Genomic DNA, 17,344 nt, shown 5'->3' with positions numbered 1-17,344 from the left:
GCGATGTCGCGGCTGGTCGATCGAATTTACGAATGCGCCTTTGTGCCTGACCTTTGGCCGGAGATTCTGGCAGAACTGGTGCAACTCGGCGGCGCACTGTCCGGCTGGTTGTGTATCTCGAACGGAAACGTGCTGCGATGGTCCGCCTCAAGCGAGGAAGCACGCGCCGATCTGCGACCCTTGATGGAGAGCGGATGGATTCCGCGGTCGGAACGCTTCAACCGGCTGCTGCGCGCGAAGCAGACCGGCTTCATACCGGACAGCACCCTCTATACGCCGGAAGAAATGCGCAATGATCCGGCCTACAGGGACATGTTGCACCCGCGCGGCATGGGATGGGCCTCGGCGACCGCTATAGCGTTGCCGACAGGCGACGACATGGTGATCGCGCTGGAGCGGGCCTACGATCAAGGATCGGCGTCGTCAGCGGTGCTTGGCACCCTCAACGAGGTGCACTCCCATCTGGCCAGGGCCTCCTTTGTCGCGGCCCGCCTGCAGTTGGAGCGAGCCCGGGCCGCAACACAAGCACTCGCCCTGCTCGGCATTCCCGCACTGGTATTCACGGATAACGGAAAAGTCCTCGGTGCGAACCAGTTGATCGAGACCTTGAGCGGCTTCATCTCGTGGCGGGCGAACGACCGCATCGCGCTGAAGGACGCCCACGCCGACGCGCTGCTGCGCGACGCCATCGCGACGGTGAATGACGATGACGCTCCGAATGTGCGGTCGTTTCCCGTCCGCGATGCGGACGCCGCGATGATTGCGCATCTCGTGCCGATCCGCGGCTCGGCGCGCGACGTCTTTTTCCGCTGCGCTGCCATGTTGATGTTGACGCCGGTGACCAGGCCGGAGGCGCCGCCGGTCGACCTGATACGATCCCTTTTCGATCTCACCCCCGCCGAGGCGCGCGTCGCCCGCGGCCTGGCTGCCGGTCAGACCGTGAAGGGCATCGCTGCGGAAAGCGGCACCTCCGAGAATACCGTCCGCTCACACGTGAAAGTCGTTCTGACAAAGGTCGGCTATACCAGGCAGTCCGACGTGGTCGCGTTGCTGAATGGGCTCCGGCCGCCCGGGCCCGTAAACGACGCTTGACGCCTGCGCGGTCGGTCGCACGGCGCAAACTCCGCATCATCACCGTCGGCGCGGCGAACGGGCTCGATGGCCTGGCGCAAGAAAATCATCGCCATCTCACCAATCTTGATGAGGCGCACCTGTCCCGCGGGCCGTAAATGTTGGCTTCTTTGCGGAAGACGAAAGACAGGATGTCCAGCGATTTGGAGCACACAATGATCGCCTTGGTGCGGAGATTCTCGCCTTCTTTTGAAGTCAGGGACGACGCTGACGCTCTTGAAACGCTGGCGATAGTCTCCGGCGTCGGCCTGTTGGCATCACTCCTTCTATTGCTCAATGGAGTCGATCTCGGAGCTGGCTTTCTCTGACTTCATCCTAGCTCGAATTTCTGATGTTCGTCCTTTAAGCTGCGGTTCTCGGATTTGATGCAATGTTTGTCACGATTGTCGCCGTGCTTTGCCATTTTTCAGGTCATGACTGCACCGAAGTGGCCATTACAAATTCGAACCTCGACACCCGCCTCACCTTTCAGGGCTGCCTCACCGGCGGCCAGGCAGGACTCGCTCAATGGAAGAGCGCTCACCCGATCTACCGATCCGACGACTGGCACATCGCGCGTTTCAAATGTGTGCCCGGGCTGTACGTCGCAAAGGCCAGGATCTGATCCGAAGGACCGCTGCGACGCCTCCTGCGCTCAGCGCGGGCGTTTCGGCAGTTTTGGAAGCTTGCCGGGATCGAATGCTGGGACCAACCCTGTCTGTTCAGTTGCCGCCGCCGGCTGTTCCGTCAGAATGAGCGTTCCCTGGAGGACGACGCCCCGCGCTTGCCCGGCCGTCGCCGTGTAGGTCGCGATCTTGCCGGGGCACGTCCCCTCGATCTCCAGCGTGAGTTCATCATAGACGCCGAAGACGGTGACACGCCCCTCGGTATGACGCTTCGTCAGCACGGTCGCCGTGAAGCGATCGCCGTCCACCTTGCAGGCGCCGTGATACGTCATCAGGCTGTCGCGGCCCCAGATCTGGCCGTCTGCGACATGGACGATGCCGGTGCCCTCATCGAGCGGCGTCTTGTACCACGCCGCGTAGGTACCGTCCTTCAGCATGGGAGCAGTCTCCCCTGAAATTCCCGCTCAAATCCCGCCTGATCGGAGCTAAGAAACCATTAATCGCGCAGCCCGTGTCAATCCGGGTCTGCCATTCATGCCGGGGATAGGCGATGGTCATTTTTCGCCCGTGATCCGCAAAAAGCCGCCCCGTCGGGGCGGCTTTTTCTGGGCCCTTCTCGGACGCCTCTGGGACCTTTGTCCGATTGGTCAGCACCAGACGACGGCGCTGCTGCGCGTCGCCTGATGACGCCGGCGATAGGCCATCAAGCCCATGCCGGCAAACCCCAGAACCATCATCGCCCAGGTCGAAAGCTCCGGGACGGATGACGCAAGCTGCGTGATCACGACGACATAGGCGCCGCTGTTGTCGCTGAAGACGTCGTCGTGCACACCGAAATGGAGCTGCGTCGGACCTGACGCTCCCGTATTCAGCTCGAATGTATAGATTCCCGTCGGATTGAAAGCCGGCACACTGCCGACGAGATAGTTCTCGGCTTCGAACAAGCCGGAGCCGGATGTGCTAAATCCCAAATTCCAGAAATGAAAGTCGGCCGGTCCCGTCGGCGGGGCATTCAGAGTGTAGAAGGCGTCGCTATAAAGATTGGCCAGCGCCTGACCCAAACCCGCGACCGTGATGGACACCGTACCGCTGTACTTGCCCACGCTCGCAACGCCATCCGGCAAGTCGAAGGGAGCGTAGACGATCTCGCTGGCGACAGCCGGCGATACCATCGAGCAAATCATCGTCAGTCCCATGATCGCGTTGCGCAGCTTGGACGTCATCTCGATCCCTCCGTGTTTCGAACACGGACCTGAGCTTCGAGTGCGGCGGGTGGAAACACATCTGACGTACGTCGTAGGCCCGGGAAAATTCTGCAGCTGCGGAAGCCTTGCTGACGCAAGTCGACGGTGCATGCGACCCGGAAACGCCGCCCGCTCAACCGGCGCTCGATCCCCCGGCGGAAAGCCAGCGAGGCGAGCAGCGTGGTCGACTTTGCAGGAACGTCGCCTTCCGGTTGCACCCCCGGCGGGCTTTTGCTACGCTGAGGTACGTGCCTCATTTCACCTCGCGGGCCGGCTGTTGGCCCCGCCCTGCCGCAAAGACGCGGATGGCGGCTGACCTGCGCGTCCCGCAGGGAGGTGAGGCATGCGCCCAATTCGTGGGTTCAAGCAGAGTTGGCCTTCATGAAGGGCTGACCGCACAAGGGGAGGATGACATGCAGCGTCTCTTGATTGCAGGTGTATCTGTCGCGTTCGCAGTGGCTCTGGGTCTCGGCTCGGCCAATGCGGCGGACAAGAAGGTTCTGGCCTTCGTCGTCAACGGGGCATCCGACTTCTGGAAGATCGCCGAGGCCGGCGTGAAGAAGGCCCAGGGCGAACTGCCCAACTACAATCTTCAGCTCAAATATCCGGAACAGGCCGCCGCTGCCGTTCAGCAGCGCATGATGGACGACCTCGTCGCCGCCGGTGCCGCCGGCATCATGGTCAGCGCGGTCGATCCGAAGAACCAGGTCGAGCATCTCAACAAGATCGCCTCGCAGACGCTGCTGTTCACCACCGACAGCGACGCGCCGAACTCGAAGCGCATCGCCTATATCGGCTCGTCCAACGTCGACCTCGGCAAGGACGCCGGCAAGCTGATGCTCAAGGCGCTGCCGAACGGCGGCAAGTGCGTCGGCTTCGTCGGTCTGCCCGGCGCCGACAACGCCCGCGAACGCATCGAGGGCGTCAAGGAAACCATCAAGGGCTCGAAGGTCGAGCTGGTCGACGTTCGCGGCGACGAGATCGACCAGACCCGCGCCAAGCGCAACGTCGAGGACATCCTCGCCGCCATGCCCGACGTGAGCTGCCTGGTCGGCTTCTACTCCTACAACACCCCGCGCATCTACGAAGTGCTGAAGGAGGCCGGCAAGCTCGGCAAGATCCAGATCATCGGCTTCGACGAGGATCCGATCACGCTGGGCGGCGTCAAGGAAGGTGCGATCGCCGGCACCGTCGTGCAGCAGCCGTTCGAATGGGGCTATCAGGGCATGAAGCTGATGGCGAAGTACATCGAGGGCGACAAGTCCGGCGTGCCCGCCAACGGCATCATCATCGTACCCGGCAAGGTCATCGACAAGAGCAATGTCGACGACTTCATGGGCTCGATGAAGGCGATGCTCAAGAAGTAGGAGACGTGCGGGCGTCGCCCGCAGCCGTCAATGCCTGAGCCATTTCTCGAACTGATCGATATCAGCAAGAGCTATCCCGGCGTGGTCGCACTCGACCACGTCGGCCTTGCCGTGTCGCCGGGCGAGGTGATCGCGCTGATCGGCGAGAACGGCGCCGGCAAGTCGACCTTGATGAAGGTGCTCGGCGGCGTGGTTGAGCCGAGCGGCGGCCGCATCCGCGTTGACGGCGCCGAGCGGAGCGCGCTGACGGTGGCTGAGGCGATCGCCGCGGGCATCGCCTTCGTTCATCAGGAGCTCAATCTTTTCGACAATCTCGACGTCGCCGGCAACGTGTTCATCGGCCGCGAGCCCGTCCATGGCGGACCGTTGCGGCTGATCGACCGCAAGGCGCTCTACGCCCGGACGCAGCCGCTGCTGGACCGCCTGGGGGCCGATTTCGCGCCGGACGCGCCGCTCGCGGAACTGTCGCTGGCACAGCATCAGCTCGTCGAGATCATGAAGGCGTTGTCGCTCGATGCGCGCCTCGTCATCATGGACGAGCCGACATCGAGCCTGACCCTGTCCGAGACCGACCGGCTGATGCGGGTCATCGCCGGCCTCAAGGCCGACGGCGTCAGCATCATCTTCATCACGCATCGCCTCAACGAGGTGATGCAATGCGCCGACCGCGCGGTGGTGTTGCGTGACGGGCGCATGGTCGGTGCGCTGACCCGCGCCGAGCTGTCTCCTGCGGCGATGATCCGCCTGATGATCGGGCGTGACCTCAAATCGCTCTACGTGCCGCCGGCGGCCCCGCCCGGCGAGGCCGTGCTCGACATCGTCGAGGCCGTCACCGACACCTATCCGGAGCGCGCGGTGAGCTTGTCGGTTCGCCGCGGTGAGATTTTGGGGCTCGCAGGCCTGGTCGGCTCCGGACGCACCGAGCTGGCGCGGGCGATCTTCGGTGTCGACCCGCTCCGCGGCGGCATGATCAGGCTCGAGGGAGATCCGATCCGGGTCGCGAGCCCGCGCGCGGCAATCGACCATGGCATCTACCTGATCCCGGAGGACCGCAAGGGCTGCGGGCTGCTGCTCGACGTGTCGATCGCCGAGAACATCTCGCTGCCGGATCTGTCGTCCTATCTGCGCTTCTTCCTGGTGAACACGGCGCAGGAGACCGAGAATGCCCGCGGCCAGCGCGAGCGGCTCAAGATCCGCGCGCCCGACGTCGCAACCACGGTGGGCTCGTTGTCCGGCGGCAATCAGCAGAAGGTCGTGCTGGCCAAATGGCTGTCGATGCGGCCCAAGGTGCTGATCTTCGACGAGCCGACGCGCGGCGTCGACGTCGGCGCCAAGCAGGAGATCTACGAGATGCTGCGCCGGCTGACCGATTCCGGCGTCGCGATCCTGATGATTTCGAGCGACATGGAGGAAGTGATCGGGGTCAGCGACCGGATCGCCGTCATGCACGAGGGGACGATCTCGGGCTTCCTTGATCGCAGCCAGTTCAGCGAACACAATGTGCTCCAGTTGGCCGTCGGCCACGCGGTTGAGATGAGGGTGCCTTGAACAAGAAAGATCTGAGCCTGCTGGTCCTGATCCTCGTGGTCGGCGCGGTCGTGGCCTTCATCAATCCGCGTTTCCTCTACGTCGGCAATCTCTCCAACACGCTGAACCAGGTCGGGATGTTCGGCATCTTCTCGATCGCGGAAGCCTTCGTCATCATCATTGGCGGGATCGAGCTCTCGGTCGGATCGGTGATCGCGCTGCTCGGCGTTCTCTTCATCGACCTCATCGTCAATCACGACGTCAACTGGATGCTCGCCTTTACCGCGATCATTGCGAGCGGCCTCGTGATCGGCCTCGTGCATGGCGCGCTGGTGACGCGGATGCATATCCAGCCGTTCGTGGTGACGCTGTGCGGGCTTCTGATCTATCGCGGCGCCGCGCGCTATTACACCGAGGACGCGACCGCCGGCTTCGGCTTCGGCGCCAGCTTCCCGACGCTGGAATGGCTGACGGCCGGCCGCACCAACATGCTGGGCTTTCCAGTGCCGCACAGCGTGATTGCGCTGATCGTCGTCGCCGCTGTCGCCTGGGTGCTGCTGCACCGCTCGGTGTTCGGCCGCTATCTCTACGCCGTCGGCAAGAACGAGGAGGCCGCGCGCTATTCCGGCATCCGCTCCGAGCGCGTGATGATCTCCGCCTATGTCATCTGCGGCGGACTGACCGCATTCGCCGCGATCCTGTTCGCGATGTACACCCGCTCGATCTCACCGGCCGTGCACGGCTCGTTCTACGAGCTCTATGCCATCGCCGCGGCCGTGCTCGGCGGCTGCTCCTTGCGCGGCGGCGAAGGCTCGATCATCGGCGTCGTGCTCGGCACCGTGCTGCTCCAGGTGCTGCAGAACCTGGTCAACCTGCTGGGCATCCCGAGCTCGCTGAATTTCGCGGTGATGGGCGCCGTGATCCTGATCGGCGTGCTCGCCGACCAATACCTCGTCCAGCGCCGGCACCGCGTGAGCACCGCCAAGGGCCGCGAGGCGGCCAGCATCGCGACTGCCCCGCTCGAGCGGGTCAAGGTCGAGTGAGGAAACTCGAAAACAACCCCATGCACCGTAGCCGGGGATAGCGAGATCAAGGGCTTGAAGCGCGATGTGCGCGGGATGACGGGTCATCGCGCATGAGAGCACGATATTTCCGAAAAACAGAATATCGCTTGACCCGTCGGGCAAAACAGGTGCATGCTGACATCATCGGGAAGTGTTGGGCCGGGCCCCTCCCTCCGCCACTCCGTCTCGATATCCCAGCGTCACACCGCATCCCGTGCAGCGCTGCGAAGACAGCAATCCTCAAGTCCGACGATACGCTTAACGGCTCCATTTTGGGCTTGTACCGACGTCCAGTCAATTTCTGGAGATATCAGTGACTTTGAGCGTCCAATGCGCAGAACACCTCCCTTTCGTACTCGAGAGGTTGACCGAGGAAAACCTGCGAGCGTCCCGTATCAAACACCCCACAGCCCTGGACGGGCAATTCTATGCTGCGTTCGGCGTTGATCATGCGTCGATAGGCGACGCTGCCGGGTTTCAACGGCTGCAAGGTCTTGCGGGAGAGTTGTTGCACGCGCCCGCCGTGACTTCGCGTTTATTGCAACTGAAATCAAAAGGTCTCTCAGTCGAGTTCGTGGTCTATGACGAGCCAGCAGGACATTTCCTGTGTATTCTCGTCAAAAACCACGCGATCTACGATGAAGCTGTCAAACATTTCGATCCAATCGTCACACAGAAACAGCGCGCTCAACCATAGCGATCACGTACCCGATCTCTTTGTAAGCTATTCGGAGACGCTGCTGTCACAGGCTCAGCAAACCGTTGCGCGTCTACACAACCGTCTTCAAGCAATTCAGGGGTTGTTCCCCGACGCATACGGCGCACGAAACGCGGCTTGGAAGCCGAGCTGCGCCTTCAAGACTAGGTCGAAGCTGGGGCGCGTCTTTCCGTCCTGGAACACCACGCCGTTCGGGCTGAAGGCGACGTTGTCCGGGTTGTTGTTCAGCGTCTGCCATTTGTACGATATGGCGGCGATACCATAGGCCGAAACCGGCTTGACCTCTCCGGGGTCTGCCACGCCATTGCCGTTGGCATCGCGCCACAGGGCGAGGCCGGCCAGTTCTTTGCCGGTCAAAATGCCGTCGCGGTCGTCATCGAGCGCGGCCAGCGGCGCGTATCCGTTGTTCCAAAACATCCAGAACGTGACGTTGCCGAACAATTGCCGGCCGCTGTCGATTTTGCCATCGAGCTTCGGGTCGCTCACCAGCCAGGCAGCCTTGGGGGTAATCCAGCTCCATTCGCGACCCAATCCGCTGCCGTCCACGTCGAACGTCACCCGCGCATCGGGTGCTTCGAGGTCGGTGATCGTGAGCCCATCGGCCAGCGGCACTGCGATTGGAGTGACCGGGTAAGGCAGCTTTCCCAACGTGGCAGCGTGGTCCTTCAGCGTCTCGATCTCGCGCTTGTCCCTCTCGACGTCGAGAAGCGGGACGAGGTAAGAGACGACTTCACCGGTCAGCGTTTGCCTGCCGAGACCAACCATCGTCAGGCTGTTTTCCTTCTCCCAAGCGTCAGTTGCGATCGTTCGATACTGCTTCACCGCATCGTCCTTCCTGCCGGCCTGCTCGGTCAGCCAGGCGAGGCCGAGCTGGATGACAAGGTTGTCCTTGTCCAGTTCCAATGCCTGCTTGTACGCTTTCAACGCGGCCTCCAGATGTGCCTGCGAGGCGGCACGCAACGCGGGATCAGCGGCAGACGTTACGTTGCCGAAAGGAACGGCCAGCGGCTGAATGCCATGGTAGGCCTTCGGCACCGCCAGCGGGTCGGACTTCTGGGCGTAAGCCATGCCATGCGCACGACCAAGGTTCAGCAACACCTCGGCGCTGGCAGGATCGTCTTTGGCGATCTTCTCCAGGTTTTCGATGAGCCTGGCGACAGGGATCCGCTCGTTTTCCACCCCCACCCACCTGCCGAGCGCCGGCGACGTCGCGGCAAGGAAAACCACCAGCAACAGCAACCGCACGGCGCCTCCGTCTTGTAAGGGGAGATTGTGGGCAATCTATCCGGTGCAAACTGACAACGCCAGGGTCTGGATGGTGCTTGTGGCGCATGCACGGATTAGTCGCGTGGTAGGAAGAGTGTTTGTCACCTGCCATTGTCGATCCATGGCCCGTAGACGAACAAGCCTGAGGTTATCGCGATGTCGGCTGTCGTCTGTAGACCGGACGCGAGGTCGTGCATGCTTCGACCGCCGCTTGTGACCCAAAGCAGACCTTCCGGCGAGACGGCTCCGCAACGCTGCTCTCCTTTCGGTCGAGAGTGAGAGGACGCCAGAGGCAGACAGGTCAACGGCGACGGCGACGAGTTTGCCTTGTTGCTTGCCACCTTGCTTAAGGTATCGTGGATACTTTCCATAGGATCACAGTGGCTATGAAGCGTCCTAATCTAGGTTTGCTATTTCTTGCTGCCAGCACTCTAACCGTCAACGCCGCGCCGCCGGAATCATGTGTCCAAAAATTCACAGGCCAGTGGATGTACGACGATGGATCGGCAACCATTACTTTGAGATCGGATGGAACGCAGGCGCCAAGTGGCTGGTCTTGGTCCTGCGACGGTAGTTCGTTTGTTCTGAACTCGCCGGGTCACACAGTTGGTCAGCTATCCTCGGACGGCATGAGAATAACCGGGACGATGGAACGCACAAAACCTCGACCGACACCTGTGACATTTTACCGCCAAAGTGCGCAACCGACCCAGTCAGGAGCGGTTTCAGGCGCGTGCCCGAACGATCCGACTACCTATGTAAAAACTACACGCGTGGGTAATAATCGGTTTCGGCTCGAAAATCAGTGTAGGCAGAAGGCTATCCAAGTGAACTTCAAAACTGCCGCTGTCGCCCCTGACTGTTCGCTTGAAAACGCTACACAGCTTCTCGATGCGGCAGGCCGAGCAACTGTACAAAGCTATTGTGGCGTTGAACCCGTGGTGGTGAGCGCAACGTTCGCCGCTGGCAGCGCTCGGTGACGGAGACCATCATGAGCGTTTGCATTTGAATTCTAGCCGTCGGCACTAAAGCGCCAAATGCAGCACGCAATATGGGGCCGGCAAGATAGGCTGCATACCGGCCTTTGGCTGGACAGCCCACGTCTGCTTTTGGCCCATCTGCGAAGTTGTGTCGGGTCTAACGGAGGTCCGCTCATCGCGGCAGAGCGGACCAGATTTACTCAAACTGAGTTCTTCGCAGTTTGACCCGATGCGGGCATCCGATGCTTGGTCGCTCGGTGCGAAATCGCGTACACTCGGCGGCGGGATTGGAAGGGTGTGAGCGATGACAAGTCCTTCAAAGTCCGTTATCGGCGACGGGAAAGCACTCTCGCGGCGCTCCGCTCTAAGCGGACTTGCGGCAACCTGCGTTGCGGCGTCGGCGAAATGGAGTTGGGCTGCCGAGAGCGGTGATGGTCCGTCGTTTTCCGCTGATGGCCCGGACGCCGAGCTTTACGGCGCGGCCGAGAACTACCCGATCAAGGACGGGGGGCGGATCTATCAGCCCGGCAATCCGGCGCCAAAATACCGCGTCGGCGCATTCAGTCATTACGATGAGATATTCCCGACGCGTCACGTCGATCGCGCAGCCACGGCTTGGCCATTCAAGCGAACGCCGGCGGATGTCAGCTACCAGTACAAGGGAAGCTCCGCTTCGCTTGCGGAATATCTGGCACGCAATCCGGTGACGGGCCTGTTGATCGCAAAAGACGACCGGATTCTGGTCGAGCGCTATCAGTACGGCCGCACCGACCGAGACCGGCTGATGTCGCAGTCGATGGCAAAATCGATCAACGGCATGCTGATAGGGATCGCGACCGCGGAAGGCGCGATCAAGTCGATCGACGATGCTGCGGAGATCTATGTTCCCGGCTTGAAAGGCACGGAATACGGTGCAACGCCGATCCGCGCGCTGCTGCACATGTCGTCTGGCGTGAAGTTCGGTGAAGAGAACGAAGAAGCGAGGGGCGGCGGAGGCGACCTCGATCGCCTGTGGGGCGACATGGTGCGCGGGTTTTCCCAAAAAGGCACCGTTGCCAGCATCGCGCAATTCAACCAAAGGATCGCGCCGCCGGGGACGCGATTCCATTACGCCAGCATCGAGGCGGATGTGCTTGGTCTCGTGCTGCGTTACGCGACCGGTCAATCAACGTGCGGCTATCTCCAGGAAAAAGTCTGGCAGCCGATCGGCACGGAAGCCGATGCCAAATGGATGATTGATGCGGAAGGCGGTGAGGTAGCGCACGGGTTCTTCAATGCGGTACTGCGCGACTACGCGCGGCTCGCCCGTCTGCTGGCCCACGACGGAGCGTGGGAGGGCAAACAGATCATACCTGCACAATGGATGATCGATGCGACCACGGTGCGCGCCTCCGAGACGTATCTGGTCAAGGCCGAGGGAGTGTTCGGGTACGGCTATCAGGTCTACCTGTTTCCCGGCAGCAGACGGCAATTCGCGCTCTTGGGGTACCTCGGGCAGCGCATCCTTGTTGATCCGCCCTCGAAGCTGGTCATGGTGCAGACCGCCGTCGATGAAAAGTCCCCCGAAATCTGGCGTCTGTGGTCGGCCGTGATCGCGCAGTTCGGGTGACGCCATCAAAAGCCGAATGATCTGTGAGGTCTGCTTTTGGCCCATCGCTTCCCTTAGGGCGTTGCGGCGAGACGTCTGGGGTCGGGGGTAAAGCGGAAGCGCCCCGCCGCTGGTCAAATCGGCGCTGTTGACCCCAAGCCGAATTAAGCGGCAAGGCTTTTCTGTCACGCACAAAGCCCATGAGACATTTCGTGATGGCCGTCACATACCGACCGGAGCGATGATGCCAAATGTGGTCGCACCGGCATCGGATGATCGCGCCAACCAAAGAGGCATGTGATGACTGATACAATCGGAAGCAACAATATGCATAACAACAAGACGGAACTGACAGCGCGGGACCTTGAAAAGGTTAGCGGTGGCATGAAAACCGATCCCAACCATGTAAGCAGCGATGTTATCGACGCGCGCGGCGGCTCGCTTACATTTATGGGGCTGACCTTTACGAGTGACGTAAATGGCAAAGTGCACGTGAGCTGAAACGGCCTACGCCCTCGAAGAGTCTGCCCACATGACTTTTGGAGTCAGCCTGGCCTTGCGGATTTCTGACTTTTGTTGCGATGCATAAGTCCGGTTTCGGGCCCGAAGCGGACAATCTACCAGTGGAGCGCTTCCCTCAGGCTTAGTTTCCATGTTCAATCCGAAGTTGACGGTCCTTTTGCGTGTTGACTTGGGTCCGCGATGTCGTTGCGCACGGAGTTCTCATGTCGCTTAAGATTGTTCGCCGGTCTTTGCCAAACTTCGGTTGGGGTTACAGCCCAGCTGGCGATGGTCCGTTTCCAGCCATTCTGGTCTTGCACGGTTCGGAAGGGGGCTGGTCAGGATGGAACTATCGAAATGCTGCAATTCTCGCGGCGCATGGTTTTCTAGCGATACCTCTCGGTTACTCGAAAGGGGGAAATAGCTGGAACGCGGGCAATATCATCGACGTGCCACTTGATAGAACTGCCGAGGCTTTAGCCACGCTCCGCGAATTTGATCTGTCTGGACCCAGGATTGGACTGTATGGGGCCTCGCGCGGGGCCGAACATGCGCTTTTGCTAACATCGCTGATGGCTAGGGACGGTTTGCCCGATCTCCCGGATGCGGTAGCAGCGCATTCTCCGCCTGACGTTATCTGCGGAGCGTTCGATGCGAAGATGTGGCGGGATGCCGGAGATCCGGGGTGGCAACCTTGGGATCCCGCAAATCGTGCGTGGACTTGGCGCGGATCGTCCGATCAACTCCTCCCAACAACACCAATCGAGATAGAACGGTTCGGCGGCCCGCTTTTTCTAAGTCACGGTACAAGGGACGCAACCTGGTCAGTCGATATGACGCGCCGACTATGGGAGCGATTGAAGCATCACGGCAGGACTCCGGAAGTACATCTTTACGAAGGTGAAGGGCACGGGTTCAGTGACGATGCGGAAAATCAGCAATACGAACGCCTCGTTGATTTCTTCACGCGCCATTTGAGTTAAGAATCCCGTCTGGCTCCATTTCCGACCATATCGTCAACGTCAGCAACTGGCCCCATCTCGGACCCAGGGTGCGGGTGAGCCAACGCGCCGCTACCAGAGGCAGAACGGACCTCATACGACGTGCAGCACGGATTTATGCGTCCACGTCCTAAAACGTCACCCGCATCCCCGCGTAAAACGCGCGCGGCCTCGCCGGGCTCAGCGAGCGCGGATCGGTGAACGGGTTTCCGCCGTTGGTGAAGTTCGGCAGGGCGCCGGTGTCGAAGAACTGTCCGTAGGTCGCGTATCTGACGTCGAAGATGTTGTCGACCTTGCCGTAGAGCTGGACGTTCCTGGTCACCTGGTAGGACGTGTGCAGGTTGAACACCGTGTAGGATGGCAGCTTGGAATATTGGTTGGATTCGTCGCCGACCAGGTACTGGCTGGAGACGAACAGCGCATTGCCGCCAACCTTCCACTCATCGGTGACGGCGTAGTCGACCCCGACCTTGACGCGGTGGCGCGGGATCGCGGGAATCTGGTTGCCGGGCAGGACCTGGATGTTGCCGTCGGCATCGGCAAACGGGCTGTTCGAGCCGAGCGTCAAGGCGTCGAGGAAGCGGGCATCGACGAAGGTGTAGCTCGCCTGGAACTGAAGCGTCGGTGATTTGATGTTGACCTCGGCCTCGAGCCCCTGCCGCCGCGTCCTGCCGACATTGGTGAAATAGCCAAAGCCGGTCCGGCCGGGAACGGGGACGGCCAGGATGTCATCATAGTTGGTGGCGCGGAAGCCGCCGATCTTCCAGCCGAGCGTGCCGATATTCAGCTCCTTGCTGCCGCGCAGGCCCGCTTCCACGGTCTTGGACACGACCTGCTTCAGCGGCGGATCGGAGACCAGGAACGCCGCGATGAGACAGGGATTGTTCGGATCGGCGCAGCCGAGCTCGAGCGGCGTCGGCACGCGGTTGGCCTCGGAATAGCCGGCATAGGCGGTCAGCTCCGACGTGATCTTGTAGGTCCCGCCGATCACGGGATTGAACCTTGTGTAGGTGTAGTCGCCGTTGAGCGCGGTGCCGAGCTGGTCCTCCAGCGAGATGCGCGCCACGTTGAAGCGGCCTCCGCCGGTGATCGCGAAGGCATCCGTGACGTTGAACGTATCCATCGCGTACAGGCCGTTATATTGATTGACGGTCCGCAGCGAGACGGGACCGGCAAACCCGGTATCGACCGAGCCGGTCGGCCCCAGCACGACGCCGGCGCCGCTCACGACATAGTTCTCTCCGATCGAACCGATCTCGGCGGTGGCATCGTAACGCGTGACGCTGGCATCATAGCTCGTGCCCATCACGAAGCGGTTCTCGTGCCCGAACAACTGATCCGTGTTGGTGGCCTGCCCCGACACGCCGAAGCTGGTCGACCGTATCGAGCTGCGGTCGATCTCTCCGAGGATCGTTCCCGGCGCAAAGGGATTGCCAAGCTGCACGCCATTCGTGCCGTTTGCGGGCGTCGCACCGTCGCCGAAACACAGCAGTGTCGCGTCCGCCGTGCACTCGCCGACGTCGGTCGGATTGCCGTCGACGATCCTGTGCTCGTACCGGCGCACATGCGCGGTGCCTTCGAGCGTCCAGGTCGGCGTCGGGTCGGCCTTGGCGGTCAGGTTGAGATAGCCGACGCGGTTGGAGCTGGTCTGCGGTGACGTGTAGGTCGCACCCCAATAGTTGTTCAGGAGCTCGGCCGGAACGGTGGCGCTGGCGCCGAAATCGTTCTTGGCGACCCCCATATTGACGTGAAATTCGCTGTCGCCGGCCTTGTAGCCGACGTCACCGTAGAAGCGCCGTACGTCCGATTGGGAGAAGTTACGGAAACCGTTGTCGTGCAGGCCTTCGAGCGCGGCATAGATGCCGTAATTCTGGTCGACCTGCTTGCCCCATTGCGCCGAGCCCTGCATGCGGCCGAACGAGCCACCCATGACATCGAGCTCTGCGCCCTGATAGGTGAAGCCGTCCTTCATTTGCAGATTGATCGCGCCTCCGAGCGCGTTGAGGCCGAAGGCGGGATTGTTGGTCACCAGGGTCGCCGACCTGATCGCCGCGGTCGGGATCAGGTCCCAGTTGACGGCGTCCGAGAAGGCCTCGTTGATGCGCACACCGTTCTGGTACACCGCGAGGCCTTGCGGCGTGCCGGTCACGGGCGAGGCGATAAAGCCGCGAAACTCGACGTTGGGCTGGAACGGATTGCCGGTGACCTCGCTGATGCTGACCCCCGCGATGTTGTCGCGCAGCGCATCCGTGACGTTGAGCGAGCCGGTGCGCTTGATCTGACTGGCATCAACAGCGTTGATCGCCGACGGCACCTTGTCGACCTCGAGACCCCTGCCGGTGCCGGGCGTCGTTGGATAGACGTAGATTCTTCCTCCCCTGGGCTTGCCGGAATTCGCAACAGCGCGTGCGACAGGCCGCGGCGACGTACGCCGCGGGGTCGGCTGCGGTGCCACCACCTCGACCGCCGGCAGGTTCTGGACGTTGGTTTCCTCGTCTTGCGCGGCGCCTGCGCCGGTCGCGAAAACGAACCCCGACAGCAGCCCGGTCGAGACCGAGGCCATCAGCAGATTTCGCGTGTGCCGCAGCTTGCGCATTCCCATCGTCCCCCACCCGTCACCTTCGGCTGTTTTCATCTTCGCCGTTCGGTCGAGACGAGTGTATTCGCCGGCAGCTCGAGCACTAGCCACAAAAGGTCGGGCAATATCCGCACCCGTTTTCCCGACCAAATCGGGAATTCTTCCCGATCGGGAATTTTCCTTGCACCAACCGCGCGCGATCAGGCCGCTGCAGTCGGAACCAGCGCCTCGACGGTGACGCCGCCCTCGCCCGACGCCACGTTGAGCGTGCCGCCCAGCGCCAGGATGCGCTCGCGCATGCCGACGAGGCCGAAGCCGAGTTTTTGCCCCGGCTCCATGCCGCGACCATTGTCGCTGACCCGCACCCGGGCACAGAAGCGACCATCGCGGCCCGGCTGCTCCGCTGGCTCGATCACCACATTGATCGCGGTCGCACCGGCGTGGCGGAACGCATTGGTGAGCGCCTCCTGCACGACGCGGTAGATGGTGAGGTCGGCGGTCTCGCCGGTGATCCCAAGCGCCGGCGAGATCGTGGTCTGGATCGTCACCTCGGGATGCGATTCCCGCCACAGCCGCGACAGCGATTCCAGCGCCTTGCCGAGGCCCAGCTCGGCAAGGCCCACGGGCCTCAAGCGCTCCAGCACGCGCCGGGTGAACTGCTGCAGCGCGTTGATCTGCTCCAGCAACGCGCCACCGTGCTTTCGCACGGCGTCCGCACTCGGCGCACGGCCGTCGGCCAGTTTCGCCAGCGCGCTGGCATGCGCGCGCAGCGAGAACAGATACGGACCGAACTCGTCATGCAACTCGCGCGCGATCTCCTTGCGCTCGACGTCCTGGAGCGACACCGCGCGCTCGGCAAGCCGCCGCTTGTCCTCGACCGCCTCTCCAAGCGTTGCCGCGAGATGATTGAGCTTGGTGCAGATCGCAGCCAGCTCGGGCGCGCCACCGGGGGCAACGCGCGCATCGTAGTCGCCGTCCTCGAGCTCCGCCATGGTCTGCGCCAATGACTGCAGCGGTGCGAGCGCCCGGCCGACCACATTCATCATCACCAGGAACAGCACCAGCGCGATGGCTGAGCCGACCTCGAGCTGCGTGACGATGGCGTCCCAGATCTCGGCGATCTCGTCATTGGGATGCGAGGTGATGACCAGCGAGCCGGCCTTGCCATGGATCGAGACCGGCACGGTGACAGCGGTCTGCTCGGGATGAACCAGGCTGACGAACCAGGCCGGCGGCCCGGGCGTGTCATCATCGGTATCAGGGCGCGGCGGCGTCAGCGGGTTCCCGCCGGCGTCCCGGAGCGCAATGCTGACATGGCGCAAGCGGTTGAGGTCGCGCGCGATCTGGTTCAGCCGGGCGTCGGGATCCGGCGCCTCGTTGAGATCGGCAACGATCATCTCGATGAACTCGCGCGCCAGCCGAATCACGCTCTGGTCCTCGGCCTGCACGCGCGGTCCTGCCTCGGCGACCTGGCGGGCGATGTTGACGGCGAGCCCGAGCGCAAGCAGCAGCGCCAGCAGAAGGTTGATGCGCCCGCGCAAGGAAAGATTTTGCCACATTGCTTTCGCCCATGCCCCGCCAGGGATCACTCGCGCCCGTCCGACAGCGTTGACAGAGCCGAAGCGCCCGATATCTAATCGGAAGCGTACAGCAATCCCGGCCGGGTTGCATGACCCGACATGAGACGCGCGCGCGTCTCTCCCTCGTTCGGCATCATGCGGCACGAAAACAGGCAAGTTCTATCATGGGGAACGCGCTGTCACGGGGAACGCCT

The 17,344-nt window shown here is 62.1% G+C and carries 14 protein-coding genes and 1 pseudogene; 10 read left to right on the top strand and 5 right to left on the bottom strand.

The features are described 5' to 3' along the window. Positions 1-3 precede the first annotated feature (3 nt). The 3 genes from JQ587_RS12885 to JQ587_RS12875 all read left to right on the top strand — a co-directional run bounded on the left by JQ587_RS12885 (position 4) and on the right by JQ587_RS12875 (position 1,735). Positions 4-1,092: a helix-turn-helix transcriptional regulator gene (locus tag JQ587_RS12885; protein WP_212425516.1), complete on the top strand. Its 1,089-nt coding sequence runs from the start codon at positions 4-6 to the stop codon at positions 1,090-1,092. A 170-nt stretch (positions 1,093-1,262) separates the two neighbouring features. After that, a complete protein-coding gene (locus JQ587_RS12880) occupies positions 1,263-1,439 on the top strand; it encodes a hypothetical protein (protein ID WP_212301439.1) in 177 nt (58 codons plus the stop codon). Positions 1,440-1,501: 62 nt separating this feature from the next. Continuing rightward, on the top strand, positions 1,502-1,735 hold the full coding sequence (locus JQ587_RS12875; RefSeq protein ID WP_212301440.1) for a hypothetical protein: 234 nt from the start codon (positions 1,502-1,504) through the stop codon (positions 1,733-1,735). Between the two features lie 30 nt (positions 1,736-1,765). On the opposite strand, the gene JQ587_RS12870 is transcribed toward JQ587_RS12875, so the two are convergent. After that, entirely contained in the window at positions 1,766-2,173 is a 408-nt protein-coding gene (locus JQ587_RS12870) for a hypothetical protein (protein WP_212301441.1), read from the bottom strand. Positions 2,174-2,383: 210 nt separating this feature from the next. Then, a pseudogene (locus JQ587_RS37170) lies at positions 2,384-2,506 on the bottom strand (choice-of-anchor K domain-containing PEP-CTERM protein); the annotation flags it as partial. Positions 2,507-3,393: 887 nt separating this feature from the next. Between JQ587_RS37170 and JQ587_RS12860 the strand changes: the two are divergent. The 4 genes from JQ587_RS12860 (at position 3,394) to JQ587_RS12845 (ending at position 7,635) form a co-directional block, all read left to right on the top strand. Further along, positions 3,394-4,347, top strand: a complete 954-nt coding sequence (locus JQ587_RS12860) for a sugar-binding protein (RefSeq protein ID WP_212301443.1) — start codon at positions 3,394-3,396, stop codon at positions 4,345-4,347. Between the two features lie 30 nt (positions 4,348-4,377). After that, positions 4,378-5,895 (top strand): sugar ABC transporter ATP-binding protein, encoded by a 1,518-nt coding sequence (locus JQ587_RS12855; protein ID WP_212425514.1) that lies wholly within the window; start codon positions 4,378-4,380, stop codon positions 5,893-5,895. After that, positions 5,892-6,917: an ABC transporter permease gene (locus JQ587_RS12850; protein ID WP_212301445.1), complete on the top strand. Its 1,026-nt coding sequence runs from the start codon at positions 5,892-5,894 to the stop codon at positions 6,915-6,917. Before JQ587_RS12855 ends, JQ587_RS12850 begins: the two co-directional genes overlap by 4 nt. Before the next feature lie 385 nt (positions 6,918-7,302). Further along, positions 7,303-7,635, top strand: coding sequence for a hypothetical protein (locus tag JQ587_RS12845; protein WP_212425513.1), 333 nt, complete (start codon positions 7,303-7,305; stop codon positions 7,633-7,635). Between the two features lie 96 nt (positions 7,636-7,731). Here the strand turns inward: JQ587_RS12845 and JQ587_RS12840 are convergent, their stop codons facing one another. Beyond that, complete coding sequence (locus JQ587_RS12840; RefSeq protein WP_212425512.1) at positions 7,732-8,901, bottom strand: tetratricopeptide repeat protein; 1,170 nt, start codon at positions 8,899-8,901, stop codon at positions 7,732-7,734. 1,305 nt (positions 8,902-10,206) lie between these two features. On the opposite strand from JQ587_RS12840, the gene JQ587_RS12835 reads away from it, so the two are divergent. From JQ587_RS12835 to JQ587_RS12825, 3 genes are all read left to right on the top strand, one after another. Beyond that, positions 10,207-11,511 (top strand): serine hydrolase domain-containing protein, encoded by a 1,305-nt coding sequence (locus JQ587_RS12835; protein WP_283815618.1) that lies wholly within the window; start codon positions 10,207-10,209, stop codon positions 11,509-11,511. 279 nt (positions 11,512-11,790) lie between these two features. Further along, positions 11,791-11,991, top strand: a complete 201-nt coding sequence (locus JQ587_RS12830) for a hypothetical protein (protein WP_212425575.1) — start codon at positions 11,791-11,793, stop codon at positions 11,989-11,991. Between the two features lie 224 nt (positions 11,992-12,215). Continuing rightward, complete coding sequence (locus JQ587_RS12825; RefSeq protein WP_212425510.1) at positions 12,216-12,974, top strand: alpha/beta hydrolase family protein; 759 nt, start codon at positions 12,216-12,218, stop codon at positions 12,972-12,974. Between the two features lie 148 nt (positions 12,975-13,122). Here the strand turns inward: JQ587_RS12825 and JQ587_RS12820 are convergent, their stop codons facing one another. Further along, positions 13,123-15,594 (bottom strand): TonB-dependent receptor, encoded by a 2,472-nt coding sequence (locus tag JQ587_RS12820; protein ID WP_212425509.1) that lies wholly within the window; start codon positions 15,592-15,594, stop codon positions 13,123-13,125. 176 nt (positions 15,595-15,770) lie between these two features. Next, positions 15,771-17,129 carry a histidine kinase gene (locus JQ587_RS12815; RefSeq protein WP_212425508.1) on the bottom strand — a complete coding sequence of 453 codons (1,359 nt, stop codon included), beginning with the start codon at positions 17,127-17,129 and terminating at the stop codon, positions 15,771-15,773. Positions 17,130-17,344 lie beyond the last annotated feature (215 nt).

It is taken from the genome of Bradyrhizobium manausense (assembly GCF_018130615.1).
Classification (GTDB): domain Bacteria; phylum Pseudomonadota; class Alphaproteobacteria; order Rhizobiales; family Xanthobacteraceae; genus Bradyrhizobium; species Bradyrhizobium manausense_A.
This window is presented reverse-complemented; position numbering and strand designations above follow the sequence as displayed.